Origin of the sequence: Pleurocapsa sp. PCC 7319, from assembly GCF_000332195.1 — a bacterium.
Classification (GTDB): Bacteria; Cyanobacteriota; Cyanobacteriia; order Cyanobacteriales; family Xenococcaceae; genus Waterburya.
The window spans coordinates 1-13,287 of the sequence record NZ_KB235922.1; the positions used below are offsets into that span (position 1 = coordinate 1).

At 38.6% G+C, this 13,287-nt stretch carries 8 protein-coding genes and 1 pseudogene; 7 read left to right on the forward strand and 2 right to left on the reverse strand.

The genetic code is table 11. From position 1 onward, the window contains the following. Window positions 1-251 precede the first annotated feature (251 nt). Together tilS and PLEUR7319_RS37790 are read left to right on the forward strand one after the other, a co-directional pair. Window positions 252-1,232, forward strand: a complete 981-nt coding sequence (gene tilS / locus PLEUR7319_RS0104200; protein ID WP_019503948.1) for a tRNA lysidine(34) synthetase TilS — start codon at window positions 252-254, stop codon at window positions 1,230-1,232. Window positions 1,233-1,342: 110 nt separating this feature from the next. Continuing rightward, window positions 1,343-2,230 (forward strand): peptidylprolyl isomerase, encoded by an 888-nt coding sequence (locus PLEUR7319_RS37790; protein ID WP_019503949.1) that lies wholly within the window; start codon window positions 1,343-1,345, stop codon window positions 2,228-2,230. 10 nt (window positions 2,231-2,240) lie between these two features. Here the strand turns inward: PLEUR7319_RS37790 and PLEUR7319_RS34245 are convergent, their stop codons facing one another. Further along, window positions 2,241-3,518 (reverse strand): HEAT repeat domain-containing protein, encoded by a 1,278-nt coding sequence (locus tag PLEUR7319_RS34245; protein WP_144054250.1) that lies wholly within the window; start codon window positions 3,516-3,518, stop codon window positions 2,241-2,243. Between the two features lie 313 nt (window positions 3,519-3,831). On the opposite strand from PLEUR7319_RS34245, the gene proB reads away from it, so the two are divergent. Beyond that, window positions 3,832-4,950: a glutamate 5-kinase gene (proB, locus tag PLEUR7319_RS0104215; protein ID WP_019503951.1), complete on the forward strand. Its 1,119-nt coding sequence runs from the start codon at window positions 3,832-3,834 to the stop codon at window positions 4,948-4,950. A 28-nt stretch (window positions 4,951-4,978) separates the two neighbouring features. After that, entirely contained in the window at window positions 4,979-5,926 is a 948-nt protein-coding gene (gene pip / locus PLEUR7319_RS0104220) for a prolyl aminopeptidase (RefSeq protein WP_019503952.1), read from the forward strand. A gap of 520 nt (window positions 5,927-6,446) precedes the next feature. On the opposite strand, the gene PLEUR7319_RS37795 is transcribed toward pip, so the two are convergent. Continuing rightward, entirely contained in the window at window positions 6,447-7,868 is a 1,422-nt protein-coding gene (locus PLEUR7319_RS37795) for an MBL fold metallo-hydrolase (RefSeq protein ID WP_019503953.1), read from the reverse strand. Window positions 7,869-8,059: 191 nt separating this feature from the next. Here PLEUR7319_RS37795 and PLEUR7319_RS43380 point away from each other — a divergent pair. The 3 genes and pseudogenes from PLEUR7319_RS43380 to PLEUR7319_RS0104235 all read left to right on the forward strand — a co-directional run. Next, window positions 8,060-8,224 (forward strand): annotated as a pseudogene (locus PLEUR7319_RS43380) (prolyl aminopeptidase); the annotation flags it as partial. A gap of 33 nt (window positions 8,225-8,257) precedes the next feature. Continuing rightward, window positions 8,258-9,907 carry an AarF/ABC1/UbiB kinase family protein gene (locus tag PLEUR7319_RS0104230; RefSeq protein WP_019503954.1) on the forward strand — a complete coding sequence of 550 codons (1,650 nt, stop codon included), beginning with the start codon at window positions 8,258-8,260 and terminating at the stop codon, window positions 9,905-9,907. A gap of 489 nt (window positions 9,908-10,396) precedes the next feature. Further along, entirely contained in the window at window positions 10,397-13,285 is a 2,889-nt protein-coding gene (locus tag PLEUR7319_RS0104235; protein WP_019503955.1) for a polysaccharide biosynthesis protein, read from the forward strand. Window positions 13,286-13,287 lie beyond the last annotated feature (2 nt).

Consider the following 13,287-nt stretch of genomic DNA (forward strand, 5'->3'; position numbering starts at 1 on the left):
CTGTATTTTGTAGTTGTATGTAAGATTAAGCATTTCGACCAAGATGCTATATTGTTTAGTCATTTTACAATATACTTGTCCGTTTTGTAAAACAAAGTAAGATTAACTTACAACTAACCCGTGATTCATCCCTGCGCGGGACGCGAGGGTCTTCTCACGTAGAATGATAAAAGAGACAATATGCACAAGGCTAATTCACACCAAGGTATTAATTACATTTCTCGATATAGATATTATTGGCAACTAAACAAATGTCCCAAATTTATTGGACTCAACTGCACTCCAGATTACATCAAACCTTACGCCAGCGATCGCTTTTACCGAAAAAAGCCAGAGTTTTAATTGCGGTATCTGGTGGACAAGACTCTCTATGTTTGGGGAAGTTATTACTCGATCTGCGTTCTAAGTGGGATTGGCAACTGGCGATCGCCCATTGCGATCATCAATGGTCCACGGATATGGGAATTGCCGCCAGAGTCAGTGAAGTGGCAGAAACTTGGCAACTGCCTTTTTTTCTCAAAATCGCTAATGTAGTTAGAGAAACAGAAGCAGCAGCCAGAAAATGGCGTTATCAGGCTTTAATCGAAATTGCTGAGGAAAAAGACTTTCAATATATTGTTACAGGACATACCAAAAGTGATCGTGCAGAAACTCTGTTATATAATCTCATTCGAGGTGCTGGAGCAGATGGATTAGCTGCTTTAGACTGGAAACGTCCCTTAACTAAAAAAATCAAGTTAGTGCGTCCAATTCTAAATGTATACCGTCGTGAAACTTTAGAATTTTGCCATCAGTTCGACTTACCCATCTGGTTTGATGTAGTAAACGAAAATCATAAATATGCTCGTAATCGGATTCGCCAAAATTTGATTCCCTATCTGCAAAATAACTTTAATCCTCAGGTCGAAAACTCTTTAGCCCAAACAGCAGAAATATTAAGGGCAGATGTGGAATATTTAGAAGCTACGGCCCAGCAATTGTTACAAAAGGTGCGAGTAGACAAAAGCGATCGATTAAATCGCTTAGAGTTAAGTAAATCTCCTCTAGCTATCCAACGTCGGGTAATTCGTCAGTTTCTGCCGCTTGTAATTTCCCAACAACCCAATTTTGAGCAAATAGAGGCAGTAGTAAACTTAATTCCCGCACCCAACAAAAGCCGTACCTCTACTTTGCCAGGAGGAGCGATCGCTGAAGTAGCTGGAGAATGGATTATGTTTACTAATGGACATTGACATCTTCCCATTAAGCCACCTGAAATATACTTGTTATACCCATTTTGTAAATTACTGGTCTAAATTGGTATCAATACAACACAATTATCATTTTCGCACGCAATATCTTCATGACTACTTTACCGATAATTACTCAACCCATTGATGATCTAGTCGTCTCGGAGAATGGAGCGAATACTACAATTGATTTATTCCAACATTTTGACGATCCCCAGACAACTGGTCAAATAGCACGTTTTGAACTTGCTGATAGTTCTCTGGGAGGGGGAGTAACTAATGTCTTGTTATTCGACCAAGCTGGTGCAGGTGCCCCGGCAACAGTAGCCAACTTCCTCAATTATGTTAATGACGGTGATTATGTAAACTCAATTATTCATCGGTCAATTCCCGGCTTTGTGGTTCAAGGAGGAGGATTTACATTCGAGGAATTGATTGTAGAATCAATTTCCGCCGATCCACCTGTAGTTAATGAATTTAGTGCGGATAGATCTAACCTCAGAGGTACGATCGCCATGGCCAAGTTAGGCGAAGATCCTAACAGTGCTACGAACCAGTGGTTTTTTAACTTAGCTGACAATTCAGCTAACCTTGATAGCCAGAATGGTGGATTTACAGTTTTCGGTGAATTACTCAGTGAAGAAGATCTCGCTCCCCTAGATGCGATCGCTAATTTACCTGTATATAATGCTAGCAATGTTCAGCCTGCTTTCACTGACTTACCTTTGATTGTTGAAGATCCTACTAATCCAATTGTAAATAATGATGATAATCTGGTTCGCTACAGTGATATTTCGGTAATACAACTAGATGAGCTGGAGTTTGAAATCCTGAGTAACTCTAATCCCGATTTAGTTAATGTAACCATCAACGAAGGAGAACTTGTACTTGATTATGCTCCTAATCAAAGCGGTACAGCAGAGATTACACTCCAGGCTACCGATCTACTTGGTGATGCGGTAGAAGATACATTTTTGGTAACAGTTGAAGAGATTATTTAATAATTTAAAATTAGCATGGGAGCTTTTTCAGAGCAGAAAGTGCATGAAGTTGAACTTTACGATCTTCATCCTGTGCTAGTTGTGCTAAAGTCTGTTGAGCACATTGGCAGCCTAATTCCCCTAAGGATGTAGCTATTGCTTGCCTGATTTGAGGTGGGAATACTTGATGGTTTTTATCTTGCCAAAAATTTATTAACACTTGAGTCGCTTGGTGCTTTAATTTTTGGGAATTAATTCTACCTAAAACAGTAATAATTTCTTGGGTCACTAATTCGCTAGAGTTAACTAGTTTTTGCTCTAAATAATCAATCGCCAAACTAATTTCACTCCAACCTAAAGCTTTTACTAAATCTAGCTTCAGACTTACAGGAGTTGGATCTGCTTGTAGTGCTGCAAATAAGGCAGTGGTTGCTGCTTTTTGCTTCATTCTCCCCAATGACACTGCTGCTTGACGGCATACTTCCAGGTTTAAATCGTAGAGCAAAGGTTGTAGATGAGTAATTAAGTTTAAATCATGGCAGAGATCGGGGCGAAATCCTAAGGCGATCGCTGCTTCTTTTCTGACATTACTAGAAGTATCTTGAAGTGCTGCAATCAATATGGGAGGGACACGGGGATCGTGAAAACTTCCCAAAGCTCTAATCGCAATACTGCGTAGTTCTGATTCTGGAGCAGTGGCAACTTTGAGTAAAGGTTCTATAGTTTCAGAGGTGCGAATATAAGATAGGGATTGAACCGCTAAGAAACGATATTCTGGTTGAGCCAATAACTTTACCAGAGCATCAATGGCACTATTACCAATTCTGCTGAGGGTTTTACCTGCCATGACGATTAGTTCTTCATCAGAGGTTTGCTGGAGCAGTTCGACCAAAGTAAGAACCACAGTTTCACTTTTAAATTGTCCTAAGATCTGACAAATAAACCAGCGTACCTCAGCTTCAACATTTTCGTCTTTTACTAAAGTAGTTAGAGGTGGAATGATATTTTCCCCAAACAGTGGTAGGAACTTAGTAATCTCCCATTTGTGCTGAAAGTCGGCTTGGATTAGCATAGTTACTGCTAGATCGAATGCTACTTGCCAGTTTTTCCAATTCAGAACCAACAATTTGACCTGATCGTCAGTTTTAGTCTGAGGCAACAGCCTCAGGGAATTAATAACTTGCAACCAATCTTTCTGTTTTACTGCCGTCAATCCTAGATTGAGGATCTCTTTGATCGAAGATGGTAATTGATCCGGTACTGTTTCTGGTTTAATATAGGTCACGCGATCGCTACTCTCATATTTCAATTAATCTTTAATAACTGATGTTACGCACTAATTAATTTGTTGAGGATGGTTGAGGGTTAAGAGTTAAAGGGAACATTGTTCTGTTTTTATCGATAATTCAAATCATTGATTTCTCGTTGTACTGCGTAACGTCAGTTAATAATTAGCCTAGGTAACTAGAACCCAAATTGCCTGATTTATTATTATTTTATTATTCGCCCATATTATGTAGTGTAAACGACTAATAACCAGTTCCATATGTATCAAAAGCATTAAGTAAATGTATTTTTATCATCTAGTTCATTTTTCTTGTGGGGTGGAGTAATTATTAGTCATGACCAATAAGCCTCAGACAATAGTGGTTAAAATTGGTACTTCCAGTCTAACAACAGGGACAGGTCAAATTGCGATCGCTACCATTGCCTCGTTAGTAGAAACTTTGAGCCATCTGCGTTCTCAGGGTCATCGGATTGTCCTAGTTTCTTCAGGTGCTGTGGGGGTAGGATGTGCCAGACTAAATTTAACTGAGAGACCACGTAAAATGGCATTAAAGCAGGCTGTCGCTGCCGTTGGACAAGGACGTTTGATGCGGATTTATGACGATCTGTTTAGTAGTTTGCAACAGGCGATCGCTCAAGTTCTTTTGACCCGTCGGGAGTTAATGGAACGCAATACCTATGTTAATGCTTCCAATACTTTTAAAGAATTACTAAGTTTAGGGGTCATCCCTATTGTCAACGAAAACGATACGATTGCAGTAGATGAATTAAAGTTTGGTGACAATGATACTTTATCTGCTTTGGTAGCTAGCTTAGTTCATGCCGATTGGCTATTTTTATTAACCGATGTAGACCGAATGTATTCTGCCGATCCCAGAACAGTCCCCGATGCTCAACCAATTAAATTAGTCAGTAGCGAGGAATTCCATCAACTACGGGTGGAGGCAAGTTCTACTGGTTCTCAATGGGGGACTGGTGGCATGGCAACCAAACTAGCTGCTGCTCGGATTGCCACTAGTACTGGTGTCAGGACTGTGATTACCCAGGGAAAATATCCGCCAAATATTCCCAAAATTTTACAGGGAGAAGACCTGGGAACCCAATTTGAACCCCAACCCCAATCTGAGAATGCTCGCAAACGCTGGATCAGCTATGGTTTAATTCCCATGGGAAAATTATATTTAGATGCGGGTGCAGTCAAAGCAGTTACCAACCAAGGAAAATCATTACTACCGGCAGGAATTACCTCGGTAGAAGGAGAATTTTCCGCTGCCGATGCAGTACAACTATGTAATACAGAAGGACTGGAATTAGGAAGAGGCTTAGTTAACTACAGCAGTAGTGAAATTGAGCTCATCAAAGGGAATCATTCAGCTAAAATTGCTTCAATTTTGGGTTATGACAGCGCAGATACGGTAGTGCATCGCAATAATTTAGTCATGAAAGATTCTTAGTAACTTGGTAGAAATCCAAAGAAATACAATGAGAGATTTATATCCGCCAATAGAACCGTACAATCAAGGAAAGCTCAAAGTTTCCAAGTTACATACTATTCATTATGAAGAATCTGGAAATCCTCAGGGACAGCCAGTGATATTTTTGCATGGAGGACCTGGTGGTGGCATTACTCCAATGTATCGACAGTACTTTGACCCGCAAAAATGGCGGATAATTATTTTTGATCAACGAGGTTGTGGACAAAGTACTCCTTATGCTGAGCTAAGAGAAAATACGACCTGGGATTTGGTCAGCGATATTGAAAAGTTACGAGAACATTTAAATATAGAACAGTGGGTGGTTTTTGGTGGGAGCTGGGGGAGTACTTTGGCTTTAGCCTATAGCCAAACCCATCCAGACAGCTGTAAAGGGTTGATTTTGCGGGGAATATTTATGTTGCGCTCCTCGGAAATTCGTTGGTTCTATCAAGAAGGTGCAAGCAATATTTATCCTGACGCTTGGCAAGAATATCTAAAACCGATTCCCCCTGAAGAGCATGAGGATCTACTCTCAGCTTTTTATAAAAGGTTGACCAGTGAAGATCGGGATATACGTTTAGAAGCAGCTCGCGCCTGGTCTGTCTGGGAAGCAAGTACTAGTAAACTGATTCCCTCAGCAGCTAGTAAAGAAAGTTTTGCCATGGCAGAATTTGCCGAAGCGTTTGCCCGCATTGAATGCCATTATTTTGTCAACCAAGGCTTTTTTAGCAGCGAAAATCAATTATTAGACAATGTTGATCGCATTCGCCATTTACCGGGAGTCATTGTTCAAGGAAGATATGATGTAGTCTGCCCGATGATTACCGCTTGGGAGCTACATCAGGCTTGGCCAGAAGCAGACTTTATCATTATTCCTGATGCCGGACATTCGGTATCTGAACCAGGGATCAAAGATGCTTTGATTAAGGCAAGCGATCGCTTTGCTGCGTTATAGAACCCATTTGAGATCTCTGTCTGTAACCATAAGCATCCTGAAAACACTGTCACATTAAATGTTTCAAAATAGCTGGTTTAAACCTTATTTTATCGTTCAATAAATCAAAACAAGGAACTCTGAAATAACTGATTTTTCGTAGAAAAAGATCCCAAATGGGTTCTATAACTAAGAGACAATAGGTCATCATGTTTCAGAATTCTGAAGCTTTTAATTATTAATTTCAAAGGGGAGTTCAGGGTATACTGTTAAACCCCTGCTACAAATGCATTGCCATTGCTATTGGTTAGGTAGCAATACTGTTCGGTTAGTACTTCAAGTTATTTTGTTCGCCCCCTAAATCCCCCAAATTTGGGGGAGGCTTGGCCGAACGGTATTGGGTTAGGTAGTCCCTACAAACATTGGAGAGCGAGAAATAGCCTACCATGCAGGCAGGCAGAGAAATAAGTAATTTAGGCAAATTTGCTTAAGCGCGTTCGCTTTCTAACGAATAAAAATCGATCAGCATCATAAAAGCTATTCACTTATAAGGTAAAGGTAGATAGTTCTTATAAATAAATTCTTTTCCTCTTAATTTATTACCAATAATGCTGAAGTACAGCAGAATTTCCCGCCATCGTTTTATGTAGCCACTCATATATCTAGGAGTAAATATATAACGACTTTGTAAAGAGCCAGCTTCTAGAGAATTATTCAGCAGATTAAATACTTCGTAGTACTTAGTCTCTTGCCGTCTGGTTTTGATTTTTAGGCGTTTGCTGACTCCCAAACTATTCCAATGTCTCTGCGCCCAAACGTCATTAATTACTGCATTATTGACGTAAACTTGAATGGGATTATTATTCATGTCCCACTCTTCAATAATTTCGTAGATCTTCTTATACAAATCTAGATGAAGACCTTTCTGTTCTACTTCGCTATATCCAATAATAGTTATGGGATGATCTTTGAAAAATCTACGAATAAACCAGGGAGTTTCAGCAATCATCCTCTCAGCATATTTTTTAGCCAAGTTCTCCTTAAATTTAGCCCGATTTTCTCTTTCAGTTACTTTGTTAAGAGTTTTTGCTTTTACTTGCTGATAGCTACTGATTTTTGCAGTTGCATCAGTGTACCATTCGGTATTATTTTCTAAGCAAAATCCAGTTTCAGAGTTCCAGCTATCTCCAGGAGCCATAACCACGCATTTTGGATTAGTTATTTGGTACTTTTGAAAATATTTTTCAACTTTATGAGCGTAGTTATTGTATTGGTTATAATCAATAGTCTCAGGATGCAAACAACATTGATTGCTAGCAAAAGGTATAGCATATTTAGCATTTACCGCTTGGGCAAAATAGGCAAACTCTTGACTGTATTTACCTAGATCGTCAGTATGACCACCAGCTTCGTCAATCAACTCATAGCAAACTCTAGAATTCGCTGAACTATGGCTTCTGAATACAAAATCAATTTTGGGATGAAGCTCAAGAACTTGCTGTAAAGGTAATCCCATTATTTTAGCATCATTGCTATTAAATAATACTTGGTCTTCGGCTTCAATAATAACTACTGAATCAGCAAATACAGGTCCAAATTGATAGCTAGTTAAACGAAAATCTTCTGCCAATTGAATAGATTCACCGTGTTCGACTTCAATAATGTTTTTAAAACCAATATTTTTGATATCCTTAAGCAATCTTAATTCAGGTGTTTTAGGGATAATAATTTTCTTATCAGTACCCAATTTTCTTAATGTAGGACCATGAAAATGATCCCAATGAATATGAGTCACATAGATATAGTCAGGATTTATTTCTTCTAAAACATTTGGTTTGAGAGGTGGGTAATTCCACCAAGAACGCCAGTATGCGCTACCAACTAACCAAGGATCACAAATAATTGACTTGCCAGAAGCAATGACTTCTAAACAAGCATGACCGTGTACTTTGAATTCCACCATTTCCTAAATATTGAAAAATACTAGTTTTTTAAAATTAAACGCTTTTGCAAGGTATCTCAGTTGATAGTATCTAGGATTCTACAAGGTAGCACGAGAAGATGCAAAACTGTGCTCTATTTAACCAAGTATATAGATATAGCGAAACAGATAAGCAACATCCCTGACTGCCTTACTACAATAAATGTGTCAGGCAGTCAGGATACAATGTAGTCTGCCCGATGATTACCGCTTGGAAGCTACATCAGGCTTGACCAGAAGTAGACTTTATCGTTATTCCTGATGCCGGACATTTGGTATCTGAACCAGGGATCAAAGTATCTTTGATTAAAGCAAGCGATCGCTTTACTGCGTTATAACTAAGAAAAATAGGCTATCTATTTTAGATATAAATGTTTGCTCTAACTAAAAACACTTCTCGCCAGAGAGAGATTGCTGAAGTAGTATTTCGTAACGGTTGGGATTATGCGCGAGGGTTATTAACTGGTGACAAGGCAGATGAACCCCGTTTACCCTCTCCAGAAGTTTTACGCAACATTCTGATTGAATTAGGACCCGTATACGTCAAGTTAGGACAATTACTTTCGACTCGCCCCGATATTTTACCAGGACGTTATGTAGACACCCTAACAGCTCTTCAAGCAAAAGTGCCTCCTGCTCCCTGGGAACAGGTCGAAGCTCTAATTAGACAAGAATTATCTCAACCCTTGGAAGAGGTTTTTCGTGATATTGATCGTAATGCCGTTGCCGCAGGGTCTATTGGACAGGTTTATTGTGCAGTTTTAATCAATGGGCAAAAGGTAGCTCTCAAGGTGCAACGCCCTGGCATAGAAGTGGTAGTTGCGCAAGATATTTCCTTAATTAAAAGTTTGGCGGAATTAGTTTCCTTGACTGAATTTGGCAAAAATTTTGATATTGTGGGTCTAGCTGATGAATTTAGTAATGCTCTGCAAGCTGAACTAGACTTCACAACAGAAGCTGAATACACTGAACAGTTACGCTGCAATCTTGCAGAGAGTAAGTGGTTTAATACTCAACAATTGTTAATTCCTCAGATATATAACAATCTCACTACCGCCAAGTTACTAACTATTGAGTGGTTAGAAGGAGAACCCATTCTAGACGCGAATTTACCTCAGGTTAGAAATCATCAAGACGAAGCTACTCAACGTAGCGAAATGACAACAATTTTATTTCGAGCTTTTTTCCAGCAAATATATATTGATGGTTTTTTTCATGCCGATCCCCATCCAGGAAATATTTTTTATTTAGAGGATGGTCGAGTAGCTCTTCTTGATTGCGGTATGGTTGGTCGTTTAGATCCTCGTACTCAGCAAATCTTGACAGAAATGTTGTTAGCTATTGTCGATCTTGATGCTCGTCGCTGTAGTCAGTTAACTCTAGAGCTAGCCGAAGGCGGTCAAGAAGTTAATTTAAATCGTTTGACCCATGATTATGACCGCATGCTCAGGAAGTATTACAATCGCACTATTTCTCAGATGAACTTTAGCGAGGTGATTTATGAAATATTACAGGTGTCTCGTAATAATAAAATTCGACTTCCTAGTAATATGGGATTGTATGCAAAAACCCTCGCTAACTTAGAAGGGGTGGCTAGAGGCTTTTATCCCCAAATTAATCTTCTAGATCAAATTAGACCTTTAATGGTGGATTTATTTCGCCGTCAATTTCTAGGGGAAAGACCTGCGGAGACACTATTACGGATTGGTCTGGATCTTAAAAGTCTGTCATTGCGATCGCCTCGCCTAGTAGAGTTACTGCTAGATCGGATTACTGCCGAAACCCTCAAATGGAACATCAGTATTCGCCAGCTAGATATTCTAGCCTTGAGTCTTGAAGATTCAGCCAATCGACTTTCGTTTAGTATTTTGGTTGGCTCTTTAATCATGGGGGCAGCGATTATCTCTACAGGTTCTGCTACCACTCAAGTTTCTATTTTGAGTAATGTCCTCTTTACTGTAGCTAGCCTTTTAAGTATCTGGTTAATTGTCAGTATTTTACGCTCGGGCAAACTCAAGTAAATTTTGTGTTCTGTCTTACGTTCTGTTGGCGCTTTACAAAAAATTTATATATACATCTTAAATGTAAATTAGCTCTTTTGTTGATTTGGATATCTGAACCACAAATGCTTTTAAATCAATGAATATAAGTCACCAATGAAGGGCTATGTTTTGATACAGATCAATAGCTTTATTAAGAATTACTTTTGATAAGTAGACACTTTACATAAACTCTACATACGAATATATACTTACAAATGCCTAAGTAGTATTATGATTGTTACAACCTAAATCAATATCTTGATTCTTGTCTAAAATGTATCAATAGTTATGATTAGGGGAGTATCTGCATTTGTAATCTATTAATAGTGATCAGCTAATTTACTTAAGCTGTGTCTCAACGAATTTACGTAAGTTTTTTTGTTTATTGCATAACTAGTGGTATTTGACGGTCAAGATTTTAAATACACCTTATAAAAATAATCATAAAAGCTTAGTAAGGAATCAAAAATGAGGCTGAAAAAGCTGAATAAAAAGCTGATAAAGCTAGATAAAAAGCTACTTAATCTCAATAATCGTCATTTTTTAATCTTAGATACGATTATTTTCTCTCTAACCCCATTGTTAGGGATTATTCTACGTTTAGATGACTTTGTTGCCCTGGAAGAATATCGTAACGGTCTGATCGTGGCAACAATTATTTTTTCACTGATTAAGTTAGTTGTTTTTACATCTTGTGGATTTTATAAGCGATATTGGAAATACGCTAGTATCGAGGAATTAACTGAAATCGCAGCTTTAATTGCAGTAGCAGTAATTTCAGAAATAATTGTTCTGGGCTTTTTAGAATATTTACTAGGAAACAGTGTCGAAAAGTATTTAGTTCCTCGTTCTCTACCTTTACTCGATGGTATTCTCACCTTCATTTTAGTTGGGGGAATTCGCTTCAGTATCAGAGCTTCAGAAAGAGCTAATCTGAAGAAGAAAAATTTCTATCGGCGCGATCGCGTGTTAATTGTGGGGGCAGGGGATGCAGGAGTATCAATTCTCCAGGAAATGCGACGCAATCCCAAATTAGGTTTTAATCCTGTTGCTTTTATAGATGATGACCCTCAGAAATTAGGTCTTAATATCAGAGGAGTTTCAGTATTGGGAAATCGTTACCAAATTCCTGAAATTGTTGCCTCCTATAGCATTCGTCAGGTGGTAATTGCCATGCCCTCTGCCTCGGGGAAAACAATCAGAGAAATTGTGGATGTCAGTCAGGCGATCGGAATTAAGGTCAACACAATGCCCTCTACTAACGAGATTCTCGATAATAGCAATAGAGCTAATATCCTAAGGGAAGTTAAAATCGAAGATTTGTTGAGACGTGAACCGATCCAGACCGATGCTCAAAGCGTCTTTTCGCTTTTAGAAGGTAAAACAGTTTTAATTTCAGGAGCTGGTGGTTCAATTGGGAGTGAACTGTGTCGCCAAATTTTCCGTTGCCGTCCATCTCAAATGATTTTGCTGGGACACGGCGAAAACTCAGTATTTAACATACGCGAAGAATTAGAACAAGTTCTACAGATTTTAAAACAGGAAACAAAGCCAGATAAAGAATTAACCGAGTTAACTCCTTTTATTGCCGATTTAAGGATTAAAGCTCGACTTGAAGATGCTTTTCGCCTTTACCAGCCAGATATTGTTTTTCACGCAGCAGCTCATAAACATGTTCCCCTGATGGAGCTAAATCCTCCAGAAGCAATTACCAATAATGTTTTAGGCACAAAAAATTTGTTGGATTTTTCCATTAAGTACCATGTTAATAACTTTGTGATGATCTCGACAGACAAAGCTGTCAACCCAACTAATGTTATGGGAGCAAGCAAACGTACTGCCGAAATGCTGGTACTACAAGCGGCTAAAACTAGTGGTAGACCTTATGCTGTAGTTCGCTTTGGTAATGTTTTAGGTAGTCGAGGCAGTGTGGTTCCTACTTTTAAGCGACAGATTGCGAAGGGAGGTCCTGTGACAATTACCCATCCCGAAATTTGCCGCTACTTTATGACTATTCCAGAAGCGGTTCAATTAGTATTACAAGCTTCTGTTTTGAGTAACAAAAATAGCCAGGGTCAAATCTTCATGTTAAATATGGGTCAACCCGTCAAGATTGTTGACTTAGCTAAAGATTTAATCCATCTTTCTGGATACGAAGTGGGTAAAGATATCGAAATTGTCTTTACTGGATTACGCCCTGGAGAAAAGCTATATGAAGAGCTGCTGGTCGCTGGAGAAGAATATCAACCTACTGCTCATGAAAAAGTTTTGGTAGTGAAAAATGCTAGTCATATTATTCCCGAAAATCTAGATTTAACTATAGAAATACTTGGTGAGGCGGCAGAAAGGAACGATATTAATCTAATTGTCTTTTTGTTAGATCGATTAGTAGTCGGATACGCCACTAAGTATCAGCAAATCGATGTTGAGCGAGCCCAAGAAAGCTTTGAAAAAATAATCAGCGAAGCTTGCGAGCTTAACCCACTTACAACTGATTTAAATATAGATTTCAATTCTCAAGTAAAATTACCGACTCTCAACTCTTTAACTCGATTAACAGTTGGAGAAATAGAAAGAGGATTAAGACAAGCGTTGGAAAACGAAGAGTTTTGTCTTTATTATCAACCAGTGATGGACTTAAAAACTGGTGCGATCAAGGAATTTGAGGCGTTATTACGTTGGAATCATCCTAAATTCGGATTAATTATGCCTCAGAAATTCATGGCAACGGCAGAAGAATCGGGAATGTTGATCCCTATTCAACGCTGGATTATTGAAGCAATCTGTATACAGCTAAAGACATGGCAACAAGAAGCTAGTTTTGACTCAAATATTTCTATCAGTATCAATATTTCTAGTCAGCAACTCCTGCAAACAAGTTTAGTCAAGCATTTAAAATACAATCTGGAAACCCATCAGATTAACCCTCAACTTTTATCTTTAGAAATATCCGAATATCTAATTACAGAAAATCCACGGGCAGCAATGACTGTTTTACCTCAATTAAAAAGGTTGGGTATTCGATTGCAGATTGATAACTTCGGTAAGGTAGCCTCAATTTATGGTCGGGTTCAACCCAATTTGTTATACAGAGAATTTGATCGAGTTAAGATTGACCGCTATCTAGTAAATAGTATTGATCGAGATCAGCAAATGGGGGATGTTTTCCAAAATATTGTGATTGAGCTTGAGAACTATGGACTAGAAATAACCGCAACTGGAATTGAAAATATAGCTCAATTAAACAAAGTAAGAGAAGTTGCTTGTGACTATGGACAAGGTTATTTTTTAGCTCAACCTTTAAGTAGTAATAATGTGGCTAGATCCAAAAGTATCGAAAGCCAAAACATTTTGTAAAA